20 protein-coding genes and 1 tRNA gene are annotated in these 23,813 nt (G+C 59.6%); 16 read left to right on the top strand and 5 right to left on the bottom strand.

What is annotated here, in order from left to right:
* The first annotated feature begins 33 nt into the window (after window positions 1–33).
* From ACZ5WT_RS07805 to ACZ5WT_RS07785, 5 genes are read left to right on the top strand one after another with little or no spacing between them, the layout of a single operon-like run.
* Window positions 34–1,116, top strand: a complete 1,083-nt coding sequence (locus ACZ5WT_RS07805; RefSeq protein ID WP_464286806.1) for a zinc-dependent alcohol dehydrogenase — start codon at window positions 34–36, stop codon at window positions 1,114–1,116.
* 59 nt (window positions 1,117–1,175) lie between these two features.
* On the top strand, window positions 1,176–2,162 hold the full coding sequence (locus tag ACZ5WT_RS07800) for a Gfo/Idh/MocA family protein (protein ID WP_464286805.1): 987 nt from the start codon (window positions 1,176–1,178) through the stop codon (window positions 2,160–2,162).
* Between the two features lie 17 nt (window positions 2,163–2,179).
* Window positions 2,180–3,985, top strand: a complete 1,806-nt coding sequence (locus ACZ5WT_RS07795) for a heparinase II/III family protein (protein WP_464286804.1) — start codon at window positions 2,180–2,182, stop codon at window positions 3,983–3,985.
* Window positions 3,982–5,199 (top strand): glycosyltransferase family 4 protein, encoded by a 1,218-nt coding sequence (locus tag ACZ5WT_RS07790; RefSeq protein WP_464286803.1) that lies wholly within the window; start codon window positions 3,982–3,984, stop codon window positions 5,197–5,199. Before ACZ5WT_RS07795 ends, ACZ5WT_RS07790 begins: the two co-directional genes overlap by 4 nt.
* Window positions 5,196–5,798, top strand: coding sequence for a sugar transferase (locus ACZ5WT_RS07785; protein ID WP_464286802.1), 603 nt, complete (start codon window positions 5,196–5,198; stop codon window positions 5,796–5,798). Before ACZ5WT_RS07790 ends, ACZ5WT_RS07785 begins: the two co-directional genes overlap by 4 nt.
* On the opposite strand, the gene ACZ5WT_RS07780 is transcribed toward ACZ5WT_RS07785, so the two are convergent.
* Window positions 5,799–6,461, bottom strand: a complete 663-nt coding sequence (locus tag ACZ5WT_RS07780) for a NeuD/PglB/VioB family sugar acetyltransferase (RefSeq protein ID WP_464286801.1) — start codon at window positions 6,459–6,461, stop codon at window positions 5,799–5,801.
* A gap of 556 nt (window positions 6,462–7,017) precedes the next feature.
* Here ACZ5WT_RS07780 and rfbC point away from each other — a divergent pair.
* Genes rfbC through rfbA form a run of 4 tightly spaced genes read left to right on the top strand, consistent with a single transcriptional unit; the run spans window position 7,018 to window position 10,456 of the window.
* Window positions 7,018–7,587, top strand: coding sequence for a dTDP-4-dehydrorhamnose 3,5-epimerase (rfbC, locus tag ACZ5WT_RS07775; RefSeq protein WP_464286800.1), 570 nt, complete (start codon window positions 7,018–7,020; stop codon window positions 7,585–7,587).
* A gap of 1 nt (window position 7,588) precedes the next feature.
* Window positions 7,589–8,665 (top strand): dTDP-glucose 4,6-dehydratase, encoded by a 1,077-nt coding sequence (gene rfbB / locus ACZ5WT_RS07770; RefSeq protein WP_464286799.1) that lies wholly within the window; start codon window positions 7,589–7,591, stop codon window positions 8,663–8,665.
* Entirely contained in the window at window positions 8,662–9,552 is an 891-nt protein-coding gene (rfbD, locus tag ACZ5WT_RS07765; protein WP_464286798.1) for a dTDP-4-dehydrorhamnose reductase, read from the top strand. The genes rfbB and rfbD overlap by 4 nt, the downstream gene beginning before the upstream one ends.
* 34 nt (window positions 9,553–9,586) lie before the next feature.
* Window positions 9,587–10,456: a glucose-1-phosphate thymidylyltransferase RfbA gene (gene rfbA, locus ACZ5WT_RS07760; protein WP_464286797.1), complete on the top strand. Its 870-nt coding sequence runs from the start codon at window positions 9,587–9,589 to the stop codon at window positions 10,454–10,456.
* On the opposite strand, the gene ACZ5WT_RS07755 is transcribed toward rfbA, so the two are convergent.
* Window positions 10,436–11,923: an O-antigen polymerase gene (locus tag ACZ5WT_RS07755; protein WP_464286796.1), complete on the bottom strand. Its 1,488-nt coding sequence runs from the start codon at window positions 11,921–11,923 to the stop codon at window positions 10,436–10,438. The genes rfbA and ACZ5WT_RS07755 overlap by 21 nt on opposite strands.
* 225 nt (window positions 11,924–12,148) lie before the next feature.
* Here ACZ5WT_RS07755 and ACZ5WT_RS07750 point away from each other — a divergent pair, with 225 nt between their 5' ends.
* Together ACZ5WT_RS07750 and ACZ5WT_RS07745 are read left to right on the top strand one after the other, a co-directional pair.
* Window positions 12,149–13,462, top strand: coding sequence for a hypothetical protein (locus ACZ5WT_RS07750; protein WP_464286795.1), 1,314 nt, complete (start codon window positions 12,149–12,151; stop codon window positions 13,460–13,462).
* On the top strand, window positions 13,455–14,597 hold the full coding sequence (locus tag ACZ5WT_RS07745; RefSeq protein WP_464286794.1) for a hypothetical protein: 1,143 nt from the start codon (window positions 13,455–13,457) through the stop codon (window positions 14,595–14,597). The genes ACZ5WT_RS07750 and ACZ5WT_RS07745 overlap by 8 nt, the downstream gene beginning before the upstream one ends.
* Window positions 14,598–14,645: 48 nt before the next feature.
* Here ACZ5WT_RS07745 and ACZ5WT_RS07740 read toward each other — a convergent pair whose 3' ends face one another.
* The gene (locus ACZ5WT_RS07740) at window positions 14,646–16,514 is read right to left on the bottom strand and encodes an acyltransferase family protein (RefSeq protein ID WP_464286793.1); all 1,869 of its coding nucleotides are present in this window, start codon (window positions 16,512–16,514) and stop codon (window positions 14,646–14,648) included.
* A gap of 444 nt (window positions 16,515–16,958) precedes the next feature.
* On the opposite strand from ACZ5WT_RS07740, the gene ACZ5WT_RS07735 reads away from it, so the two are divergent.
* The 5 genes from ACZ5WT_RS07735 to ACZ5WT_RS07715 all read left to right on the top strand — a co-directional run bounded on the left by ACZ5WT_RS07735 (window position 16,959) and on the right by ACZ5WT_RS07715 (window position 22,047).
* Window positions 16,959–18,248: a hypothetical protein gene (locus ACZ5WT_RS07735; RefSeq protein WP_464286792.1), complete on the top strand. Its 1,290-nt coding sequence runs from the start codon at window positions 16,959–16,961 to the stop codon at window positions 18,246–18,248.
* A gap of 98 nt (window positions 18,249–18,346) precedes the next feature.
* Window positions 18,347–20,269, top strand: a complete 1,923-nt coding sequence (locus ACZ5WT_RS07730) for an AAA family ATPase (protein WP_464286791.1) — start codon at window positions 18,347–18,349, stop codon at window positions 20,267–20,269.
* Complete coding sequence (locus ACZ5WT_RS07725; protein WP_464286790.1) at window positions 20,266–20,550, top strand: DUF6634 family protein; 285 nt, start codon at window positions 20,266–20,268, stop codon at window positions 20,548–20,550. The genes ACZ5WT_RS07730 and ACZ5WT_RS07725 overlap by 4 nt, the downstream gene beginning before the upstream one ends.
* A 514-nt stretch (window positions 20,551–21,064) precedes the next feature.
* The gene (locus ACZ5WT_RS07720) at window positions 21,065–21,439 is read left to right on the top strand and encodes a hypothetical protein (protein ID WP_464286789.1); all 375 of its coding nucleotides are present in this window, start codon (window positions 21,065–21,067) and stop codon (window positions 21,437–21,439) included.
* Window positions 21,440–21,702: 263 nt separating this feature from the next.
* Window positions 21,703–22,047 carry a helix-turn-helix transcriptional regulator gene (locus tag ACZ5WT_RS07715; RefSeq protein ID WP_464286788.1) on the top strand — a complete coding sequence of 115 codons (345 nt, stop codon included), beginning with the start codon at window positions 21,703–21,705 and terminating at the stop codon, window positions 22,045–22,047.
* On the opposite strand, the gene ACZ5WT_RS07710 is transcribed toward ACZ5WT_RS07715, so the two are convergent.
* Together ACZ5WT_RS07710 and ACZ5WT_RS07705 are read right to left on the bottom strand one after the other, a co-directional pair.
* A complete protein-coding gene (locus ACZ5WT_RS07710; RefSeq protein ID WP_464286787.1) occupies window positions 22,044–23,219 on the bottom strand; it encodes a tyrosine-type recombinase/integrase in 1,176 nt (391 codons plus the stop codon). The two genes, ACZ5WT_RS07715 and ACZ5WT_RS07710, sit on opposite strands and share 4 nt — an antisense overlap.
* Before the next feature lie 143 nt (window positions 23,220–23,362).
* Window positions 23,363–23,439 (bottom strand) — tRNA-Arg (locus ACZ5WT_RS07705).
* Between the last annotated feature and the right edge of the window lie 374 nt (window positions 23,440–23,813).

The following is a 23,813-nucleotide window of genomic DNA, read 5'->3' as shown; positions in this document are numbered from 1 at the left end:
CCGTATTCTCGCGTTTTATTTTAAGAGGTAGTCATGCGGCAGATCATGCAGGACATGGGTTCTGGTGCGACGTACATTGCCGACGCACCGGCACCTGTGGCTGGTTCTGGAAGCGTCTTGATCGAGACCACGACCACCCTGATTTCCGCTGGCACCGAACGCATGCTGGTCGATTTCGGCCGCTCCTCGTTGCTGCAAAAGGCGCGCAAGCAGCCCGAACGCGTCAAACAAATGATCGACAAGGCGCGCACTGACGGCGTTCTCAATACCATCGATGCGGTGCGCTCCAAGCTCGCTCAGCCCATTGCACTTGGCTATTGCAATGTCGGAGTCGTGCGCGAAGTCGGTGCCCGTGTGGGCCAATTCGAGCCCGGTGACCGGGTCGTCTCAAACGGTGCCCATGCCGATATCGTAAACGTACCCGAGAACTTATGCGCACGCATTCCTGACAATGTCGGCGACGAAGCGGCTGCGTTCACCGTCGTCGCCTCGATCGGCTTGCAGGGCATTCGCTTGGCCGAGCCGACGCTAGGCGAAGCAGTTGTCGTCATAGGCGTGGGCCTTATCGGTCTTTTGACGGTGCAACTGCTGCGCGCCCAAGGCTGCCGCGTGCTGGCCGTGGATTTCGACCAGAGCAAGCTGGAGCTAGCCAAGAGCTTCGGCGCAGAAATTTGCAACCCTGCGCAGGGGCAGGACCCGATCGTCGCCGGCATCACCTTCAGCCGCGGGCACGGGGTAGATGCGGTGATCATCACCGCGTCAACTTCCTCAAGCGACCCGGTAACGCAAGCCGCTAAGATGAGCCGCAAGCGCGGCCGCATTGTCCTAGTCGGGGTGACAGGACTAGAGCTAAGCAGGGCCGATTTCTACGAGAAGGAGCTTTCGTTCTCGGTATCGTGCTCCTATGGTCCGGGGCGCTACGATCCGTCCTACGAACAGGGCGGCAACGACTATCCATTTGGCTTCGTCCGCTGGACGGCCCAGCGCAACTTTGAGGCCATTCTAGACATGATGAGCCAGGGCGCGCTTGACGTGCGCCCGCTGATAAGCGGTAGCGTAGTGTTCGAGGAAGCGCCTTCGCTTATGACACGCTGGCCAGCGACAAAGGTGCGCTAGGCCTGCTGCTGACCTATGGCAAGGGGACGAAGGCCTCCTTCGACCGTACAATCGCCCTGATGCCGGAGCGCAAGATCGCCGGTGCAGCTACGCAGGTAGGGTTCATCGGCGCGGGGAATTACGCATCGCGCATGCTGATACCGGCTTTCCGCAAGGCAGGCGCGCAGCTTTCCACCATCGTCACCAATTCGGGCACCAGCAGCGTTGTGCACGGCCGCCCGGCCGGGTTTGCCAATGCCTCGACCGACATAAACGCCGTTCTCGATGATTCGGCGACGGGCGCCGTAGCGATCGTCACCCGCCACGATTCTCACGCTGGGCTGGTACAGAAAGCGCTAGCGGCGGGCAAACACGTCTTCGTCGAAAAGCCTCTTGCGCTTACATTCGCTGAACTCGATGCGGTTAAGGGTGCTTTCGAGCAAGCCGCAGACCGGCTGCTGATGGTGGGTTTCAACCGCCGCTTCGCGCCCCATGTGGTCAGGATGAAGCAACTATTGGCCGGCGTGCAGGAACCGAAATCATTCATCTTCACCATGAATGCAGGCGCTATTCCGGCTAGTCACTGGACGCAGGACCTAAAAGTAGGAGGCGGGCGCATCATTGGCGAAGCCTGCCATCATATTGATCTTATGCGCTTTCTAGCCGGCTCACCTATCGTCTCGGTGTCGGCACGCGGCATGGGCGCTTCATCGGGAGGCACCCAGACCGAGGACAAGGCGGCGATCACGCTCGGCTTTGCAGACGGCTCATTCGGCACAGTGCACTACCTCGCCAATGGGGCGGCTAGTTTCCCCAAAGAGCGCATCGAAGCGTTTGCTGGCGGTCGCATTCTGGCGCTCGACAATTTCCGCGCACTCAAGGGCTACGGCGTGCCCGGGTTCAAAAAGTTAGGCGGCTGGACCCAGGACAAGGGCCAGAATGCCTGTGCCGCTGCTTTTTTGCGCGCAGTGACTGAGGGAGGCTCCGCCCCGATCCCTGTGGACGAGATATTCGAGGTGGCTCGCGCCACCATTGAGGCGGCCGAGCAGCTGCGCCAGCAGAAGTGAGCGGTCGCCTGAGCAAAATGCGGACCATCCTGGCGCTCGGGCCAGCAAATGTGCTGCGTGTCGCGCTCTACCGACTTGCTCTACGCAATCCCAATAGCGCAATCAGACGCCTCGCGGCTTCGCAGCCGCGAGGGCCATTTTTTGCCGCACCCAAGACCACAGGCGAGCCGGCCCCCGCCTCGACCGACTGGCAGGACAAGGGTACCTATTTCGGCCACCACAGTATTCCTCTCCCGTCCGGCATACCCGACTGGTTCGCCAATCCATTCAATGGAGAATGCGTCGCCGATCCGCAGCTCCCGTGGTGGACGATCCCCGACTTCAATCCGCATTTGGGCGATATCAAGACCGTCTGGGAAGCCTCCCGCATGGATTGGGCCGTGGTCTTCGCCCAGCGCGCCCGGGCCGGCGACGCCGCATCCCTGTCTCGGCTCGAAGCTTGGCTAACTGACTGGACTGCGACCAACCCACCCTATTTCGGTCCAAACTGGAAATGTGGACAGGAGGCCTCGATCCGCGTGATGCACCTGGCGCTTGCCGCCTTGGTAATCGGTGGGCCAAGTGCTGTGGGCCCCGGCCTCGCACCACTGATAAAACTGCACATCCGGCGCATCGCACCAACGAGGAGCTATGCCCGAGCACAGGACAACAATCACGGCACGTCAGAAGCTGCGGCACTCTTTATAGGCGGCAGCTGGCTCAGCCACCTGGGCGACGGAGAGGGAACAGGCTGGGCCGAAACTGGCAGGCGCATGTTGGAAGAACGAGTGCTCACCCTGGTGGAAACGGACGGCTCGTTCAGCCAGTATTCGACCAATTACCACCGCCTGATGCTCGACACACTATCGCTTGCTGAAGTATGGCGTCGGCGGCTTGATCTTGCCGACTTCACACTGACGTTGCGTGAACGCGCTGCCGCCGCTGCCGCTTGGTTACGCACGATGGTATCCGCTGAGAACGGCGACGCCGCCAATCTGGGCGCCAATGACGGCGCGCGCCTTTTGCCGCTCGGCACGACGCCCTATCGCGATTTTCGTCCGTCGGTTCAATTGGCCAGCGCGCTGTTTGCCCATGCGCAAGCCTATGCCGGGGTTGGCGATTGGAATCAGTATTGCCAATGGCTGGCCGCCACCCCGCCGGCAACCATCGCGGCGCCGGTAAGGAGCCAATTGCTGGACAAGGGCGGCTATGGTGTGCTGGTCGCGGCACATGCCCGTGCGATCCTGCGCTACCCGCGCTTCCGATTCCGTCCGAGCCACGCCGATGCGCTGCACCTCGATCTGTGGGTGGGAGGGCTCAACCTGCTGCGCGATGGCGGCACCTTCACCTACAACGCGCCCGGCGAGGTGCTGGACAGGTTCTCCGGCACCGAAGGACACAACACCATCCAGTTCGACGGGCGCAACCAGATGCCCCGTATTGGCCGGTTTCTTTTTGCCGATTGGCTCAAAGTCGAGGATGTGATGATCGATCGGCAAGCAGGGGCGATGGCCGCGGCCTATCGCGACGGACGCGGGGTTAGGCATGCTAGGCGAGTGTGGATGCCACAGGGCAATCGCCTCGAGGTTTCTGATGTCGCATCCGGCCCGTTCACCAGCGCTTGCCTGCGCTGGCGCCTAGCACCAGGCGACTGGGAAATTACAGCTGATGGTGCGCGCTCGGCACTAGGCAGTCTGCACATCAGTGGCAACATTCCGCTGACGCTTCGGCTGGTCGAGGGCAGCGAATCCCGCCATTACCTCGCTGAGACCCCAGTACCGGTGCTGGAAGTACATTTTGGCAAGCCCGGCACGATCGCGACACAGGTGAGTTGGACGCAGTGAAGGTACTCTATTTTCATCAGCATTTTTCGACGCCTGCTGGCAGCGCCGGCATCCGCTCCTACGAGATGGCGCGGCGGCTGGTGGCACGCGGGCATCAGGTGACTATGGTCTGCGGCTCCTACAGCGCTGGCAAGACCGGGCTCGATCAGCCCTTCGTCAAGGGTATGCGCCGCGGCATGGTCAATGGCATCGATGTCATCGAGCTCGACCTTGGCTATGCCAATAGCGACGGCTTGCTCAAGCGCAGCTGGACTTTCGCGAAATTCGCTCTCCGCAGCATTGGCCTTGCCCTCACCGAAAGATACGATCTCGTCTTTGCTACGACGACGCCGCTGACGGCCGGCATTCCGGGCATTTTTGCACGATGGCTTCGCGGCAAGCCCTTCGTATTCGAAGTGCGCGACCTCTGGCCCGAGTTGCCTCGAGCGATGGGCGTCATTAGCAATCCGGCGATGCTGTGGGCGCTCGGGACCTTGGAATGGATCAGCTATCACTCCGCTCATCGATTGATCGGCCTGTCTCCGGGCATTGTCGAGGGCATTGCCAGTCGGGGCATCGACCGCGAGCGCATCGCCCTCGTGCCAAATGGCTGCGATCTTGAGATATTTGCTGCAGACGTCGAGCCGTGGACGCCAGAGGGAATCTCACCAAACGATCTGGTCGCGCTTTTTGCTGGAACCCATGGCATGGCCAACGGGCTCGATGCAGTTCTGGATGCCGCGTCAGAACTCAAGGCGCGCGGGCGCACCGACATCAAGATCGCGCTGATCGGAAATGGCAAGCTCAAGCCAGCCCTTGTCGAGCGTGTGCGACGTGAAAACATCGAGGCCGTGATCTTCCTCGAGCCTGTCGGTAAATCTCGGTTGGCACAGTTGATGGCGCGCGCCGATCTGGGGCTGCAGGTGTTGGCCGACGTGCCCGCCTTCTACTACGGCACCTCGCCAAACAAGTTCTTCGACTATGTTGCCGCCGGAAAACCGGTGCTCAATAACTATCCCGGTTGGCTGGCTGAGATGATCACGACACATCGATGCGGCTTTGCAGTGGCGCCACGCGAACCCAGCGCTTTTGCCGACGCCCTGGAAGCGGCCGCATCGGACCGCCCGGCCCTCAAGCTCATGGGGGCGCGGGCACTTGAATTGGCCCGCGACCAGTTCGACCGGCACAAGTTGGCCGACCGCTGGGTGGACTGGGTCGAGGGCACGGGCAAATGATCAAACGCGCGTTCGACATTGTCGTGGCTGCTATTGCGCTGTTGGTGCTTTCGCCGGTTATCGCAATTCTGGCATGGCAGGTTCAGCGCAAGCTGGGCAGACCAGTGCTGTTTCGCCAGACGCGGCCAGGACACAAGGGCAAACCGTTCGAGATGATCAAGTTCCGCACCATGCGGGATGCCGTTGATGCCAGTGGAAGGCCCCTGCCCGATGCCGAGCGGCTGCCCCCATTCGGCGCCCGCCTTCGCGCCCTAAGTCTCGATGAATTGCCCGAATTGTGGAACGTATTGCGCGGCGACATGAGCCTAGTTGGTCCGCGACCACTCCTAATGGAGTATTTGCCACTCTTTACGTCCGAGCAAGCGCGCCGCCATGACCTACGGCCAGGCATTACTGGCTGGGCACAGGTAAATGGGCGCAACGCCATCAGTTGGGAAGAAAAATTCCGGCTCGACACCTGGTATGTTGATAATCGCTCATTCTGGCTCGACCTAAAGATACTGTTCCTAACGGTCAGGAAGGTGGTGGCGCGTGACGGGATCAACGCGACTGGGGAAGCCACAATGTCCAAGTTCGAAGGAAGCAAGGACGAGCCCTGATCAGAGCAGCGCAGGATTTTCGCGCACAACGCGAGCCGGTACGCCCTGCACCACAACGCCATCGGGAATGTCCGCGACCACCGCCGATCCCACTCCGACGATAGCGTCGCGGCCGATGACCAAGTTATTTCGCACGCTGCTGCCCGTGCCGAGCCAAGTCCGTTCCCCAATGGCGACAGTGCCAGACAGATGCACGCCGGGTGACAGATGCACTCCATCGGCGAGTAGGCAGTCGTGATCCACCGACGCGCCGGTATTTACGATGGTTGCAAGACCTAGGCTGGCACCCAAGTTGACCACCGCTGCAGCCGCAACGAACGTACCCCCGCCAAGCCTAGCGCGGAGACTAACGGTGGCGGAAGGATGCACGATGGTGGTTACAAATACCCCGGCCGCGATCAGCCGCCGAGTCAGATCCAGCCGCACACGGTTGTTGCCGATGGCCACGATAGCGCCATCGACACGCTGCGGCGCATCTAACAGATCCGAAACCGTTCCCACTAGCGGCCACCCGGCAATGGCACCCTGGGCGTGATCGTCGAAGAATGCGACAGTCCAGCCTAGGAGTTCTGCCGCGTCGGCGACGACACCACCGTGTCCACCAGCGCCGATGACGGCCAACTGGCCTGGCCCCCGCGAGTCAATGTTGGCTGTAGTCTGCATCGGAACTCCTCTTGCGGCTTCCCAAAACCGCCGCTCAGAACGAAGATGACCGCCACACCGACCGGCGGGCGACAGTTACTGCGCCCCGTAGGTAGACCACATCGACGGTGCACACACCCTGTAATTAACGCATTGGCTTCGGACCAACCCGACAGGTTCCGACGACCGGATGCGTCAACCCGGGCCCTCAACGCATTGCCACCACCGGGTCTCCGCTTGCGAGCGATGTCAGCAGGCCCACAGCAAATCATCGGAGCGGAGAAGTGCAAAATCAAATTCGATAACGACCTGTCCGATTTCCGTCCTCAAACGCATAACCTCCAAGCCATGAAACTAATCGGAGCAATTCTGTCGCCGTACGCCCGCCGATTTCTTAGGGGGACATTCTCCACTCTTCCGTTTCGCGAAAGAATCTGTCATTTCCGGTAAAGAGTTAGCTCTCCTTGCTGCTTTTTCGGCAATGAAGAACCTTTGCTTTTCCATTTCTCCGATTGTTGTCGCAAGGCTTTTCTGCCTGTCAGAGAACGGCACACAACGACTAAGCCATGAGCCCAAAGTGAGATTGCAACAGACTGATTTGCGAGACGTTCTAGTTGTTACTCCTAAGAGGAGCAGCGACTCTCGCGGCTATTTTTCGGAGACGTTTCGCGAGGATTGGTTTGCGGCGAACGTGGCCAAGGTCAGTTTTGTGCAGGAGAACCAGTCCCTTAGCGCCGCTGCGGGGGTGGTGCGGGGACTGCACTTTCAGTCGCCCCCTTCGGCGCAGGGAAAGCTGGTTCGTTGCCTTTCAGGTTCGATCTTTGATGTCGCCGTCGATATCAGGAAGGGGTCAGCCGACTACGGCAAGTGGACCGCAGTCACGCTCACCGCCGCGGACGGCAACCAACTTTGGGTCCCAGCAGGCTTTCTGCACGGTTTCTGCACGCTCGTGCCGAACTGTCTGGTTAGCTATCGAGTTACGTCCTACTACAACAAGGACGCCGACAAGGGCGTGCGCTGGGATGACGCTGAGATTGGTGTAGCCTGGCCCGATGTCGCTAACCCAGTGCTACTGTCGCCCAAAGATGCGAACCAGCCATCACTGAGCGCACTGCCGGATTATTTCGACCATAGCGAGGAGAGCTGACATGCGTGTCCTGGTCACTGGCGGAGCAGGGTTTATCGGCTCTGCGGTCGTGCGACATCTCTCGCTTGATAAGGGCTACCAGGTTCTCAATGTCGACAAGCTGACCTATGCTGGTAACTTGCAATCGCTGAAGCCCGTGGAAGGCAAGGCAAACTACGCGTTCCTTCAGGCAGACATCTGTGACGCAAGGGCGATGACGGAGGCATTTCGGGCCTTCCGACCTGACCGAGTCATGCACTTGGCGGCGGAAAGCCACGTTGATCGCTCCATCACGGGCGCGGAAGACTTCCTGCGTACCAATGTCATGGGCACGTTTACGCTGCTCGAGGCGGCGCGGGCCTACTATGCTGGCCTCAAAAGTGATGAGCAGGTGCGCTTCCGCTTTCTTCATGTCTCTACCGATGAGGTCTATGGGTCTCTCGGCGAATTCGGCCTGTTTTCAGAAGAAACGCCTTACGATCCCAGCTCGCCCTATTCCGCATCCAAGGCGGCATCGGACCATTTGGCCAAGGCGTGGGCGCGCACCTACGACTTACCCATCATTGTTTCCAATTGCTCGAACAATTACGGGCCGTTTCACTTTCCAGAAAAGCTCATCCCGCTGACTATTCTCAATGCGCTCGATGAGAAGCCCTTGCCGGTCTACGGTCAGGGCACCAACATTCGCGATTGGCTGTATGTGGATGATCACGCGCGCGCCCTGGATCTAATCGCTGAGCGGGGCCGCATAGGGGAGACCTACAATGTTGGGGGGCACAACGAGGTCCGCAACATCGACGTCGTCCGACGGATTTGCACCATTCTCGACCAGCGCCACCCTACCCTGCGACCACGAGAGGAACTGATCAGCTTTGTTGCCGATCGCCCCGGGCACGATGCGCGCTATGCCATCGATGCGAGCAAGTTGGAAAACGAGTTGGGTTGGCGTGCACAGGAGACGTTCGAAACTGGCATAGCCAAGACTGTCGATTGGTATCTTGCCAATGGCTGGTGGTGGCAACCGCTGCGCCAAAGCTATGCAGGTGACCGCCTGGGTGTGCTGGACGTTGCAGCAAGCGCTGGCAAGGCCACCGAATGAGGCTGTTAGTCACCGGAAAATCAGGACAGGTTTCGACTGCTCTGCAGGAGGCCGGCGCAGCTCAAGGCATTGATGTGCTGACCATCGGCAGGCCGGAGTTCGATCTGGCCAACCCAGAACTAGGATGGTCGCTGTTGACCGCAACAAAGCCTGACGCGATTGTCTCGGCAGCTGCCTATACCGCCGTGGACAAAGCCGAAAGCGACGTTGAAATGGCTGAGCGGGTTAATGTCACTGGGGTAGCAGTACTGGCTAATCTCGCGGCGGAGCTCGGTATTCCTATTATCCACCTATCGACCGACTACGTCTTCGACGGTGGCAAAGCCGGTGCCTATACCGAAACGGACCAGACCAACCCACTCGGCGTATACGGCGCCACCAAGCTCCGCGGCGAACAGGCTGTTGCAGCGGCCACCGACAATCACGCCATCTTGCGCACGGCCTGGGTCTACTCTCCCTTCGGCAACAATTTTCTGAACACCATGCTGAAACTAGCGATGACGCGTTCAGCGTTGCGGGTGGTTGCAGACCAGTGCGGCAATCCCACCTCCGCGATCGACATCGGCAACGCCGTGATCGCCGTCGCAAGCAATCTTATTGCGCGGCCTGGCGATGCGGATCTTCGGGGCATCTTTCATGGGGTGGGCACTGGCGACGCCAGTTGGGCCGATTTCGCCACAGAAATATTCACCCATTCGGCAGCATTTGGCGGACCAAGCGCCGATGTGACGAAGATATCGACGGCGGAGTTTCCGACTGCTGCAAAGCGCCCGGCCAACTCCCGGCTCGACACCACAAAGCTGCGATCTTTGCACGGCGTTTCGATGCCTGCTTGGCAGCGGTCAACGCACGAGACCATTCGGCGCGTAATTGGCGGTAACCAATGAAGGTCAAACTCTTTAGCTGGGAGGATCAGCGATCATGAAAGGTCTCATTCTCGCCGGCGGCACAGGTACCAGATTGCACCCAATGACCCTTGCGGTCTCAAAGCAGCTGGTGCCCGTCTATGACAAGCCGATGATCTATTATCCGCTGACCACGCTGATGCTGGCGGGGATTAAGGACATCCTGATCATTACTACCCCCCATGAAGCCGATGGCTTCAAGCGTTTGCTGGGCGACGGTTCGCAATGGGGGCTGACACTAACCTACGCCAGCCAGCCGCAACCTAACGGTCTAGCGGAGGCCTTCATCATTGGTGCAGACTTCATTGCGGATGGCCCCTCCGCGCTCGTTCTGGGTGACAACATATTCTACGGTCACGGCTTGCCGGCGATCATGCGTCGAGGCGTGGATCGCATGAGCGGGGGGACGGTGTTCGCCTATCACGTCAGCGATCCAGAACGCTATGGCGTGGTTGATTTCGATGATCAGATGCGGGCGCTGAGTATAGAAGAAAAGCCGGCGAATCCGCGGTCAAACTGGGCGGTCACTGGTCTCTACTTTTATGACCGGCAAGTGGTGGATATCGCTGCAAACTTGAAGCCGTCGGCGCGCGGTGAGTTGGAGGTCACAGACATCAATCGCGCTTACCTTGAAAAGGGCCAGCTCTCTGTTGAACTATTAGGACGCGGCTACGCTTGGCTCGACACCGGCACACCCGACAGTTTGCTTGAGGCTGCTCAATTCGTCGCTACGCTGGAAAAGCGCCAGGGCTTCAAGATCGCCTGCCCAGAGGAGATCGCCTTCCGAATGGGCTACATTGACAGTGTCCAACTCGAACGCCTGGGGTTGGGAATGAAGAAAAACGCGTACGGCGCGTATTTGCTCTCAGTTCTCGGCCAACTGTAAGGAAACAATCCAAAACGCTCGCCCTTTGACTTCCGGGCCGCTGGAGCCGTCTCTTACCCTCCTTGCGGCAGGCGGCCGTACAGGTCGAGATGCATGAAGGGCCTCAACCGCTCGGAAGGCCAAGCGGTTATTCGGCGACACGGTCCCATCTCCTGTCTTTCGACGGACACAGGTGAGGTAGAACTCATCGACTTTCAAAACAATGTAGACCCCCACGAACGCCGCCAGAGCGCTCGTCCAAATTGTCAGGCTAATAATGTAAGAGGTGTAGATATAGCCGGCGAGAAAAATGTAGTACGCTTCAGCAAATGGGGCACCCGCACGGCTCAACATCTGCCGGTAGAAGAATGCCGACAACCATCCAAATGAAGCCATAAATACGAGGGCACCCCAGACGCCGAAGTCGTAAATCAGCCCCCGGAACATCGTATAGATGTTAGACTGAATAATGCCTGAAACCGCAAAATACTCGCTAAAATACCCGTCCGGCAGGACGTAACCGGGCCAGATACGCTGCCCCACAGACATGAAGGTCCAGTAGCCCCACGTCAGCCCTTCGGGGTCGGTGTAAGTCATCACCGACCTACCCGTGACTATGTGACAGAACCAGTCCGAGAATGCATACACGTGCGCAAACGCATAGGATCGGAGGTGATAAATCACTTGCCCTATCACCTCGTCATGTGTCCAAGCACCTAACCCGCGCACCAACATCGCAATCGCCATAAGCGGTAATAGGATGCACAACGCGACGGCGGTCCAAGTCAGCGTGCGACGATTGATCAAATCCGTTTCACCCCAGCGGACGCGCCTGGCAATAATAGCGCCGAAGAAATACGCGGCGCTCAAAAAAATCGTCCCCTTGTCCGAGTAAATGAGAACATGAGCAAATGAAGGCGTGAATGCAAGGAGGTAAACTAGAACATTTCGGCGTAAAGATCTCCTGCTAACAAGGAAGCCCCCAATCGCCACACCAACATAGTTAGCCATCACGCCGAGTTGGCTGAATGGATTTGCTACAATCTGATGGTTGTATCGGGCGGTTAGGTAACGGGCCGCAGTCTCCATCAAATCCGTAAATACGGCCAGCGGACTTATGCCTTGAAGGTGCAGATTGATCAAAAGGCAAGCTAACGCGCCAAGTTGAAGGCAGACGAAAGCCACAAACAGGAGGTTGCTGGCTTCCGGTTTCGGCCCGAGGCGCGAATTGCAAGCAGCGTTAGCGCAAGCCCAATCAATGAACAGAGACGGCATCCCGAACGCAACGGCCGCAGCCACGATGAATGCCATCCCCCACGGCGCCACCGCCGCCTCGGGAACAGCCAACAGGGGAACGAAGGTCATGACGAACCAAAATAAGGCGAACACAACGCCAGGGTTGGTCCAACTCTTTGTCCTCCGTTTTAAGCCATAGGCAAAGCCGAACAGCAAAAGGCTCAAGACAAGCGCTACTAGCTTTTCGGTCATTTCACGTTGTCTCTTATGAGTTCGCACACGACAGCCGACTACCTTAGCTGAGCACAAAATAATAGGGTGTTATCTGAAACTGAATTTGCATTCCGCAGTGGGACCGTGCGGCGGCAGCTTGCGCTGCGACGACATTGCACTGAAAAAATCTGGTAGCCATATGACCAGCGACGTAGAACAAACACGTCTCGCGTGCGATAGGTCGCCCTTACAAGGAGGGGCAAAATGAGCTACCACGCAGCACAAGGAGGCGCGTCAGCAAAGGGCGGTCACCGTCTGTTATGGGGATTGGCGGTTCCATTTGTGCTGCTGAATCCACTTCTCCTGCTAATGCATGGTTATGTCTGGGTTACCTCAGGGGGCACTTCCAGTGCCTCGCTGGTCTACGCAATGAAGTTCGCGCCCTTGATCTACCTGCTTGTTGCAGTGAGTACCCTTGGAGTTAGGAGCTGTTTTGCTTTGCTCCAGTCCAAGCTGGCGCTGCTCATGGTCGCTGTTTTCGCGATCAGTCTGGCGACACCTTTTTTGTTCGGAACTGGGGCATCGACATTTTACTATTTTGCCGATGCATTAGGACTCGCAGCGGTATTCTCCTACTTCCTGCTAACACGTGAGTTACTTCGCTTGTCCCCGCGCTTTCGGACAACAGTCTTCCAGATCATGGTGGCTGGCGCTGTGGTGACCTCCTTGGTCATTCTTGGTCTATTTGCCTGGTCCGGAGGGAGCAAGGTCAGTATACCGCCTGATATTCACTACGGTATTGCACTGGGCCTGACCCTCTATTTCACAAGCGGAGCCCAGAAGTTCCATGTGCCGTGGCAGCCACTGGTGCTGGCTGCAGGCGTTGGTGCCTCGCAGTTCCGTATGAACATGTTGGTTGCCGGTCTAAGCATGGCCGCGGGGTGGTTCTGGGCACTACGTGGTCGAGGCGCCGCCTGGAGAGCACTTGAAATCTTGGTAATCTTGGCGGCCGTGGTCGTTCTGTTTGCGCAGCCCATTCAGGCGACTCTGTCCCGCTTCGGGCTTGTGACTTGGGGCATTGGCGATGCTGTCGAGATCATCCGCGGCGGTGAGGGCCAGATACTTGGTGCGCTTCCGGACAAGGAACTCGAGGGAAGCGCCGTAGATCAGCGCTACGTGGAGTCCGTGTTGGTTTGGGACGAGTTAGTTGACCAACCTCTGAGCCTCCTATTGGGGAAGGGGTTTGGCGCCACATTCGAGAATACCGGTGCACTTACGGGGCACGGCGTACGCGAGCACTCAATTCATAACTCAATCTTCGCCTTGTGGCTTCGCAACGGCGCATTGGGCGTGATCCTATTTTTGCTGCCGGGATTGTTGGCCCTCTGGACACTCTTCAAACGAGATCGAGGGCTTTACGTATCCTCGGCAGGCCTTCTTGCCATTTATTTGGCCTGTATGGCGGACCAATACGTATACTGGGGCGGCTACCTAGGCATCGCGCTAGCGGTCTGGCTCCACTCTTGGCGAGCCCAACAAGGGCGCGAAGATCAAGCGCCGGTCGAGGCAGATGCGTAAGCTCGCGCTCGCTACTTACGCGATCAACGCGTCGCAGATCTGCAATATGGTACTCACAGCGTTTGCTGTGCCGTTGATCATCGGAGCCGAGGAATACGGGAGGTATGCGACCCTATTCGCCGTGCCTGCGTTTTTCCAGAGCGCTGTTGAAGCCTACGCTGTTCTTAACCTGACTAAGGGGGCTGGCGGACGGTCGTTTTGGGCGTCCTACGTCGGGCTGGCAGCAACAGCGCTGCTGGTCACCGCACTTACATACTACTGGCTCATCGACGTCAGCGCTGCTGCTTGGTCTGTCGTTCTCGGCGCCGCATTGATCTATCGCAGCGCGGGATCAGCCCTAGTTTACACCCGGGAGAGTGTATCCTTTGTCCGCGTCAACGTGGCAGCTGAGTTCATCACCTTCGGGGTTTATGCGGCTGTACTGGGTGTTGGACTCATTGTTGTTGCGCCGCCGTTTTCGATACCGCTGCTGATGATAATCGGGGCAAGCCTCGTAGCGGGATCCTATCTGTTGCGCGCGGCAATAAAGAGTGGGCGCATGCCTCTGACGTCTGCTGCGCCGGCTCTGGGCGGGCATCCAGTGCGATTTCTTTTGTCCCGTACATACGAGGACCTCACGCTCACTTTGATGCCCCTATTCGTCGCCAGCAGCTTTGGTCTGATCGCAGCTGGAGAGTTTCGGATCATCGTCTCTGGAATGAAGGTCGTCAGCAAGGTCTTCCCATTTCGCTACGAAGTAATACTGAGAGGGATTCGCTCGGGCGAGTTCAAAACCGCCTCATTCGTGAAGGTGGCCTGTGTCTTTTTGGTTTTAGGGCTGGGTATCGCGGGCGTCCTGTACTTCATCCGCGGAGTGATTTTTTTGTCTGCTGACACCCCACTCTGGGCAACGGCACTAAGCACCGGCATGCTGGTCACCACCCTGGCCGCATTTCCAGTAGCCACGCTCTATTCCGTGCGGCCGATCGTTGTTTCGACCGTTGCGGCCGCGGCCACCTTCCTCTCTGTCTTGTTTGGGAGCATGAGCCTCTTCCTGATGATGTTCATCGCAATGAACGCCGCGACTTTCGCCGTCACCATTGGAACTTTACTTCGACAGGAACGGGATGCGCACCCGGCATCGGCGGCACATTAGACTTCACAACAGCGCGCTTGGGCAAATTGCAAAGGGCGTCGTTTCGAACTATTTCTGCCCCCCATTTGCCCAGTAGTACTCGGCCACTATCGCGGCGCCATGTCTGCTAAGGTGGTTGTCGTCGAACAATAAAGGGTGCCCTTCCGCGACGAATTGGCATTCCACTCCGCATAGTGCTTCAGCGGGATCAAGTACTTCGAGCTGAGGAAACTCAGCTTCGAGACGCGCAATTTGGCTGGCGACTTCGCGCACATGCCGGACGTGCGTGTTTCGAGGCATAGTCAGGCTGGCGTCTGGGCTGAGCATTGACCGCCTAGCGGCGGCCTGGGGCACGGAGTAGCCGGGACTTGGAATTGGCGCGACGATGGTGATTATCTTGCCAGCAGCGGAAAGCTGTTCGATTGTATTGCGCAGACCGGTCCAGAGCACGGGGGCCTGATCAGAATACAGGTCGTAGTAGGTCGATAGATAGATGTACCGCAGGCCTGGGTGGTCAATCAAGTACGCTAGCACTGATTGGCCAAACTGCTGGCACCCCATCTGGAGAGGGGATTCCAGGTCCTGTGCAGGCGGGCAGGACGAGTAAGTTAGTTGCAGGAGGGAGCGCCCGGCAGCGGCCATCCATGGCGAGAACGCTTCCGATAACTCAACACCGTGGCTATCCCCCCAGACGACTGCGTCTGGCGAAGCAGCGGGGTCACCGAACAAGCAACTCTCTTCGAGTGGAGGGTTAAACTCGAAAGTTCGATGACAGGCGGCCCGAAACGGGCTGGAGTCGTTGACTGCCGCGGCGAGTGTCCGGGCAGACTTCGGTAGGCGAGCCGGCACTCCGTTAGTGCTCGACACAATCGTTCCGATGAGGACGACAATCACCATTCCTACCAGCCCAAGACTTGCCGAGCGCCAGATATCGCCCCTGCGGATTGGTTGTTCGATGAGTAGATAACTTGCGCAAGAAAGAACAATCGTAGCGGCGCAGAGACCGGCGGACTCTATTCCACTTAACGCGAGCCAAGGAGAGAACTCCCGATAGAGCACCAATACCGGCCAATGCCAAAGGTAGAGGCTATAGGAGATTAGTCCAACGGCAGCGAGCGGCCGCCAAGATAGAGCTGTGCGCTGATCTGAGCGAGCTAGGATTAGTGCAGCACCAACAGCGGCTGGTACTGCCCCAGTCCCGGGAAAGACCTGCCCTGACCGTACAAAAAGCAAACTAGTAGCGACTAGTCCGACCCCCGCGAAGGAGATGAGGTGGCCGACATATCGCTTGTGGATGGGTCTGACGAACGCCGTTAACCCACCGAGTGCAAGCTCCCAGGCTCGCGAAGCGGGCAAGTAGAAGCTAGCAGTGCTGTTTGCACTGGTCTGCCAAACAGAGAAAGCGAAACAGACCGGAACCAGGACGAAGAGCAGCCGCGGCAGGGCTTTGATCCCCCAGACTCGAACAACGCCCCATATCAACAGGGGCCAAACGAGATAGAACTGCTCCTCAACACCCAACGACCAAGTGTGCAGAAGGGGTTGGCTATCCGCCGCGATGTCGAAATAGCCAGTGTTTGCGTAAAAAAATACATTCGCTAAGCCGATTGCGGCAAAGGCCGCAGACTCTCCGAGCGAGGCGTACTCCCCAGGAAACAATATGAACCAGGCGACACACAGCGTTGCAGCGACCACTGTTACAAGTGCCGGCGCGATTCGACGAATGCGGGCCGCATAAAAGGCTCGGAAACTGAATTGGTGAAATTCAAAGTCCGATGCAAGCTTCCGGGTGATTACGAAACCCGAGATGACGAAGAAAACATCGACACCAGTGAAGCCCCCAGGTAACCATGCAGCGCCGTAGTGGTACGCAATTACCGCCAAAACTGCGACTGCGCGCAGTCCATCAATGTCAGAGCGGTAAGCGGGCTTGATCATGCTCGCTCAATGCCACGGCGCTCACCATCCTTCAATACGCACGGCGGTGTCATGGATGAAGCCGGGAAAAGTGGTGCGATATCTTAGCGACGTGGAGCGATCGAATCGCAATGTGTCGATCGATAACATCTCCCGCCTGACCAAGGCTTTGGAGGTACCGGTCTGGAGACTTTTGCTCCGGACGGGCACGGCCAGAAGTGGGCTTCGCTATCTTGCAGCGCGACACCGGTCAAGGCGCTACAACCATGGCGCTGACATTTACCCTACATTAACCATGCAATCGAGGACGGGGTTGAAGTCGGCGTCTGGATTCTCATCTTGGTGATGTCGGTGCCGAATCGGGCCGATATGGTCGGACCCGCTCTCTGCAAATGAGCGGCCGACAGCGAGTCTGCAAACCCGCTGTCGACCTGACCATGCAACCCCTGCAGTCACAGAGGCGACATGGCTAATAACCCTTCTACCGGCACCAGCGTGCCGGGCAAGTCCTATCCGACATCTCTCCAGCACGAACCGCCCGCGCTCATTAGCGGGCTGGTCCAGCACGTCTTGGTGACAGCGTCGGTCCAGGTGCAAATCCTGGGCATTGTTGACCAAACCGGCACGGCCAGCGTCGCCGACATTGTCGACGAACTGCCCGGCCATCCGGATCCGGTCGGCGCCATCCAGGTCATGGTTGAACTCAATATTCTTGTCCTCGACGTCAATGGCGTTCTTGACGGAAATACCATCGTCCGTCGTGCCAATCCCGAACCGGACCCGCAGGGCAAAACAGGTACCTCATCGGCCCTGCCCGGCGGCGCGGGCACCACTATGCCCTCCGAATTCGCTTCCCGACATGCCAACCGTTCTGTCTCGTCTCATTGCACCATTCCTGCTGGAATTGATCGCCTCGAAGCCAATCCGTTCTCGCCGAACGTTGTGGTCGGCCGGGGCTCGGCGCGGCGCGCCTTTGCCCGCATGAGCGAACTGCGTCGTCCCGGTGTCTATGTGCTGCTGAGCGCCAAAGGCGCCTATGTCGGCACCGGCAGCGATGTCGGTCTGCGCGTCGCCGCGGGGCAACAGCCGATCGGCGACATCGAAACTATCGCTGTCATCACCGACGCCAACGGCAGCCTGACAGAAGAGGATGCGAAGGCCATCGAGCGCATGCTGTGGTCCCGTGTTGCCGCAGGTCGCGAGCCCACACACATCAATGGCTTGCCTGACGGGGCCAATGTTGACATGCAGCGCTATAGCGAGCTGGAGGCCTTCCTGGGCGGCGCCTGTCTCGCCCTGCGCCACAATGGAGTAATGTTCGTCGAGGGACCCGCGCGCAACGTGTTGGCCGGACCGCGTCAAGAACCCCGCCGCGCCGCACCGATCCGTCCATTCAATGAGCCGCCGGTGGGCGATATTCTCGAGCTGAATTTCGGTGCGGGTATGGTCGCATTGGCGGCCCGGCAGTCGGATACACGGTGGATTTTGCTGCAAGGGTCCGATGTGCGCATCGAAACGGTAGCGAGCGCCAATTGCAGCACCCGCTTTCTGCGCGCCGCCTGGCTGCATACCGGGCTGCTCGATGTTTCACCGGATGGCCGCAGCTATGTGACCACCCGCGATCTGGTGTTTTTCAGCGGCAGCGGTCTGGCTCAGTTCTGCGCGGGGTCCAAGGGCCGGGGCCTCGTATCCTGGAAGCCAATCGATCCACAGGATGGCTGCGAGTCAGCGATGGCGCCTCTGAGCGCCGCCTAAGGCCACTGGACCGCCCTTCGGGGCCTCTCTTCCTTTGATTCCACTCAACGCGGATCGACCCGCAATGGTCGACTCCAGCGTCAGGAGCTTGATTTGCCATGATCAACCTTGATCACACCGACGATGACGACAACACTGCACTTGATACTGTACCGCCTCCGACCGGGACCACAGCCGAAGCACTCGCCCAGGAGGTTCTTGCCTTGGCGCTGAACCGCAAGACCCGCGCACTGCTCGCGCGTGGATCCAGCGTCCTCATCGTTCGGGTTCCCGACATCGACTGGGTCGACATGATCGCCGAATCCCTTCCCAAAATCGCCCCCAAGGCCGCTATCAGGACGGCAACCGAACGCAGCCGGGCAAACAAGGTCGATCTCCCCGTCGGCGGGGATGCGCTGCGCCACCTTCAGCGCGGTCGCAGCGTGGTCTTTGTCTCTCAAGACCCCGACACCATCCTGGACGAGGCAGTGATGGCCTCCGCCGACGCGAGCGTCCTCATTGCACCGCTATCACCCACACTCCTGCGCAAGGTCATCCGGCGAGTCTGCCAGCGAAACGTCCGCGGGGTGACGGCAGAGATGGCCCGTCTGCCCGTGTCGGTGATTCTGAGCGCCATTCGTCCCGGCTTGGCCGCACGGGAGTGCGCCGACAACCTGGCCCGCGCGTTGATCAAGCCCAAGCTGCCGCCGCGGGCATCCTCAGTGCCAAACCAGATCGATCTACCGTTGACCGCTTCATTGCGCGGTTGGACCGACCAGACTCTTGCAGACCTTGCGGCGGTTAGGGCGGGCACCCTGCCGGCCGATCAACTGGAGTTCGGCGTGCTCGAGGGCCTGCCGGGTGTTGGGAAGACGCTGATCGCCGAGAGCCTCGCCCGCACGGCTGGCTGGGCCTTTGTGCCGACCAGTGTCGGCGGATGGTTCACACATGGAGACGGGGCGCTCGGTGGCGTGGCCCGCAACCTCAAGGAGTTCATCGATAGCGTTCTCGCTGCCGAACCCTGCATCGGCTTTCTCGACGAGATCGAAAGCCTGCCAGATCGCGCGACGATGGACAGCCGGGAAAGGACATGGTGGACGCCGGTGGTTACGCTCTTCCTGGTCGAGATCGACCGCCTTCGGAAGTCCGGCAAGCAGGTCCTGCTGCTCGGCGGGACCAATTATTTCGACCGGCTGGATGCCGCCCTTGTTCGACCTGGGCGCCTGCAGCAGCGGGTGACGGTGTTGCCGCCACAGACCACTGCAGAGTTAGTCGCCGTTCTACGTTTCTATCTTGGCGAGGACCTCACTGAGGTCGACCTTGATCCATTGGCCCGGATCGGGCTGGGCGCGACGCCGGCGGCCATTGAAGGCTGGGTCAAGGCCGCTCGAGCTGCCGCGCGGGCGGCCAGGCGCCCGCTGCAGTCTTCTGACATTCTCGCCCAAGTGATGCCCAAGGACACCCGGCGCCCTAGCGACATCCGCGCCATCGCTTTGCATGAAGTCGGCCACGCGCTGGTGGCGCATCGGCTTGGCCACACGGTCGAAACCGTCTCCATCATTCCCAATAACGTTTCCGGCGGGCATACAATCAGCGCCATGGGCACACTTGTGCCGAACCTGAATCATGTCCGCGATTTGGTCACGGTGATGCTCGGCGGTCGCGCCGCTGACATTGTCCTTGGGGGCGGCGCCAATGCTGGGGCGGAAAGCGACCTTGAGTCCGCGACCCGGGTGCTGCTTGCTGCTCATGAACGCCAGGGCATGGGCAACACGCTGCTGTTCGCGCCTGCGGTCAACGCCCGCCCGGGCGCCGCCACCGTCAATGCCGTTGCCGCCGATCTGCAAAACCTGCTCGAACGCGCGATAGCGATTCTCGCCGCCGAACGAAACCTTGCCTGCGAGCTCGCTGATCAGCTGATCACCGCCAGGGTCCTGTCCGGCGCCGAAGTCGCTGGCATTCTCGGTTCACGCCCCCGCCAAACGAGCAGCATCACGCGTGCTGCCCTCGCGACCGCAAGCCCGCGAGGCAGCACAGCATGAGCAGGCTCAGCATCGAAACTGTGTCCGAGGGGCTTCGAGCGGCCATTCGCATAAAGGAAGGCCGTCTGCCGACGGAAGCTGAACTTCAAGCGGCACCGCTGCTCACGGGCTGGGCCCTCTCTGCGGAGCCACGCTTCCATCGCCTTGTGGGTGTCGTCAGCGGACATCCGATTATTGATGATGGCTGGTGCACGACGAGCGTGGTTCTCGTAATTGCTCCCCATCGCAAGTGGGCGCATACCGTCAGCAGGTTGTACCGGTTGGGAGCACCTCTGGGATAAGAGCGGCGCGGTGCGAGGCTTCCGCACATTTCGCCGGATCCCGCGCGATGAGCAAAGTGCAGATGTCATCCGATCCTGATCACAGTACACCCCCGTTACTCCTTCAGATGTCATCTGCAATCGAGGCGGACCTGCAACAGATCATCTGCTCCACCGCAACGACCAAACCTCGGCGTACATGGATCCTTCAACGGTGTCCTGACCGGTCAGCAACTGGCATCGACGCGCGCAGGGATTGCATCGATCGGACAAGGTTGGTTGAGGATGCTATGACGCTGACGCAACTGGCCTGCCAACCCGCGCCATGACCTTTAGATCCCAACAACCTGAAACCATCGTCGGCGTACGATCCGAATGTCTGGGTCGTGCGCAACCTGACAGGGCGACGTTTCAACCGGCCGGAGCCACTTGGAGGGAGGCAGGGTTGGCCACGGCCAACTCGGCGCCGAAATATTTCTGCGTGTGCCTTGCCAGCGCTGGCCGTATCCAATGTATGCACCATTGGAGAAGGCCTATGATCGAAGATCGCCCTACCACCAAGTCTCAACGCTTGAGAAAGCGGATGGAAAAGGACGCAGAGCGTCAGGCCACGCGCCGCAGGGCCATGCGTGAACAAGGCCGACCGTCGACGCACGCTGTTGATCGCGCAATTGCGGAGGCTGTGGCCTATGTCGCTCTCCGGAACCTCCGCGACGGGGAGAAGATGGAGGAGGTTTTGCTTTCATTTCTTGACGTTATTAAGATCGCCAGCCGCGTTCTTGCCCATCGGGACCAGTTCGACAAAATCAAATCGACGGAAGCCGTCGCCTTGCGGCTGGCCTCACAGAAATCGCGCCGATGGACATTGGGAGCTCCACAGCGCCCGAAGGGCGATGCGCTCGCGCGTTAAGTCCGACACCGGCCCCCTCGAAACTACGGCCAGGACGCTCAGGCTCGCGCGGCCGGCCCAGGCAGCCTCTCGACCGGCGGCGCACCGCTACGGTTATTTATCTCGCTGTCAAAACTTGATTTCCTCTACAAGAATACGTTTGCCGACGTGGAATATCCGGGCGACCGTCAATCGTGCAGGCCAACTGCGCAGGAACCATGACTTTGACGTCGAAGAAACCCGCCGAACCCGAAAACACTTCAGTGCCTCGACCTGAGACTGGCGTGACCCAGGCCTACCTCACCCGCGCGCAAGTCGCGGCGCTTTACCCCATTTCCATCCACACGCTTGCGGCGCTGGCATCCCAAGGGCTGGGGCCACGCTTCTACAAGCCGACCGACAAGGCCCTGTACCTGGCGAGGGATATCGAGGACTGGATTGCGGCGGCGGTGATTGTCCCCCGTGCGGCACCCGCATCGACGCAAGGGCACTACAAAACGCCACCGCTCAAGCGGGGACGCGGCCGGGCACTCCCCAAACCGCGCCCGACCGCCGAAGCAGCGCTGGCGGGACTCGGTCGCAAGTCGTTGCCGCCGTCAGCCCGGTCGGCATTGCGCCGGCCCGATTAGGTTTCAGTGCGGGCCCGGCCACTGACAAGTGTGGCCTCCAGCAAGCCGGCCGCCGGCAGGGACCTGAGCACCGGTGCAGCGGCACGTTCCTGTTCCATTGCGCGCAGGCGGGCCACGCTTTGGTCAACTTTGGGGTGGCGATAGCGCAACAGACTTTTGATGTCGACGTGGCCGGAAAAGTCCATCACCTGCTCGCTTGTCCAACCCGCGTCAAAGCAGCGCGAGATGGCCTCGTGCCGGAAGTCGTGCCAGCGCAGCGTGCCCACCGAGATCAGGTCCGGCCGCCCCATGCCCTCGGCCCGCTTGGCGGCCCTGTTGCGCGCATATTCAAGCGCTTTTTTCAACTGGTTGCCGGTGCATTTGAATATCTGGCCGCCCTCGGCCCGACCGGGCAGGGACTCGAGAATTTTGACCGCACGTCCCGTCAACAGGATGTACCGGCCGCGACCATTTTTGGCATCGGCCAACCAGACCGTGCCGCCCCGCCGGTCGTAACCGTCCCAGGCGATGCGCAACTGCTCGGAGCGGCGGCAGCCTGTTTCGAGCGCGAACTCGGCCGCCAGTGCGACGATGGGATCCTCCGCCATGATCAGCTCCGCAAAGAGCAGGGCCTCTTCGTCTTCATGAATGCGACGAATGCGCTCGTCGATGGCTCGCGGGGCTGTGACATACTCCATGGGCGAGCGGCGGAGATCATATTTTCTCGCCGCAACCTCGAATAGGGGCTTGAGGAGACGAATGTCGCGCCCGACCGAGTTGGGTTTGACCTCTTCCAGACGCTCGTGAACCCAGTCCTCGAACATGTCTTCGGTGGCATCCGCCAGCGCCGTCGAGCACAACGTCACGTAGTTTCGACGAAACGCCCGCAGCCGATACAGTTCGCTGGCGGCGCCCTTGACGCGGCGCCTGCCGGTTTCGAGGGCGGTGATGGCGTCGTCAATGACCGTCCCGATGCTGGTGCGGTGGCCGATCAGGCGGTCCACTTTGTGTCCGCGGTCCTTGTCGCTGAGCACCTGGCGCACGAAGCGACGGGCGTCGTTGAGATCATCGAAGGAGGCGTTGTGCGGCGGATAGCCCTTGCGCCGGATCTTGACCTGGTAGGAGGTCAAACGCCCGTCGTTCGAAATCCGCTCGTAAATGTACTGCTCGCCGTCGAGTTTGAGAGTTGGCATGTCGAATTCCTTCGCGGTGTGGCGAAAGGGTCGTCGACACTCTGGAAAGGCACAAATCGATTCTGAGAGAATTCGTCGCGGGAGCGCCGTCCCAAAACCTGTCCCAAACTTAATGTATTACATCAAGAACTTATGGGAAGTATTGGCGCACCCGACACGATTCGAACGTGTGGCCTCTGCCTTCGGAGGGCAGCGCTCTATCCAGCTGAGCTACGGGTGCATCCGTCACACGGGGCGGGGCCCCGGCTGAATGGGCGCAACCTAACCAAAGAGGTTGATCCGCGCAACGGGCTAAGTTGCAGTTGTGCCCGGTGATGAGAACCTCCGCGGACGTTCGGTCAGCGACGGTCCCGACGCTCAGGAAGGCAATCGAGCCGAGTTCCAGATAAAGCCGCCCCTTGCCACGCCGCGCTGTTCACTGCCGCCGCAAATTGGAAGGCAAGGGACCCGAGCTGAGCGCGGCGTCGCGCATTAGCCAGGTGGGCGGATAGCAAGAACCGCTACAGCTCGTGCCAGTATGCGGCCTTCAGGCCAAATAGGCCCCCCAAAGAACATCGGCTGCCCCTAGAACAGGGCTACCACCGCTGGACCGAG

The organism is Devosia sp. T2-14, from assembly GCF_055397495.1.
This window is presented reverse-complemented; position numbering and strand designations above follow the sequence as displayed.

Coding starts and splice junctions, on each gene's coding strand:
- ACZ5WT_RS07805 (WP_464286806.1), top strand. CDS start 34: ATGCGGCAGATCATGCAGGACATGGGTTCTGGTGCGACGTACATTGCC.
- ACZ5WT_RS07800 (WP_464286805.1), top strand. CDS start 1,176: ATGCCGGAGCGCAAGATCGCCGGTGCAGCTACGCAGGTAGGGTTCATC.
- ACZ5WT_RS07795 (WP_464286804.1), top strand. CDS start 2,180: ATGCGGACCATCCTGGCGCTCGGGCCAGCAAATGTGCTGCGTGTCGCG.
- ACZ5WT_RS07785 (WP_464286802.1), top strand. CDS start 5,196: ATGATCAAACGCGCGTTCGACATTGTCGTGGCTGCTATTGCGCTGTTG.
- ACZ5WT_RS07780 (WP_464286801.1), bottom strand. CDS start 6,461: ATGCAGACTACAGCCAACATTGACTCGCGGGGGCCAGGCCAGTTGGCC.
- rfbB (WP_464286799.1), top strand. CDS start 7,589: ATGCGTGTCCTGGTCACTGGCGGAGCAGGGTTTATCGGCTCTGCGGTC.
- rfbD (WP_464286798.1), top strand. CDS start 8,662: ATGAGGCTGTTAGTCACCGGAAAATCAGGACAGGTTTCGACTGCTCTG.
- rfbA (WP_464286797.1), top strand. CDS start 9,587: ATGAAAGGTCTCATTCTCGCCGGCGGCACAGGTACCAGATTGCACCCA.
- ACZ5WT_RS07755 (WP_464286796.1), bottom strand. CDS start 11,923: ATGACCGAAAAGCTAGTAGCGCTTGTCTTGAGCCTTTTGCTGTTCGGC.
- ACZ5WT_RS07750 (WP_464286795.1), top strand. CDS start 12,149: ATGAGCTACCACGCAGCACAAGGAGGCGCGTCAGCAAAGGGCGGTCAC.
- ACZ5WT_RS07745 (WP_464286794.1), top strand. CDS start 13,455: ATGCGTAAGCTCGCGCTCGCTACTTACGCGATCAACGCGTCGCAGATC.
- ACZ5WT_RS07740 (WP_464286793.1), bottom strand. CDS start 16,514: ATGATCAAGCCCGCTTACCGCTCTGACATTGATGGACTGCGCGCAGTC.
- ACZ5WT_RS07735 (WP_464286792.1), top strand. CDS start 16,959: ATGGCTAATAACCCTTCTACCGGCACCAGCGTGCCGGGCAAGTCCTAT.
- ACZ5WT_RS07730 (WP_464286791.1), top strand. CDS start 18,347: ATGATCAACCTTGATCACACCGACGATGACGACAACACTGCACTTGAT.
- ACZ5WT_RS07725 (WP_464286790.1), top strand. CDS start 20,266: ATGAGCAGGCTCAGCATCGAAACTGTGTCCGAGGGGCTTCGAGCGGCC.
- ACZ5WT_RS07720 (WP_464286789.1), top strand. CDS start 21,065: ATGATCGAAGATCGCCCTACCACCAAGTCTCAACGCTTGAGAAAGCGG.
- ACZ5WT_RS07710 (WP_464286787.1), bottom strand. CDS start 23,219: ATGCCAACTCTCAAACTCGACGGCGAGCAGTACATTTACGAGCGGATT.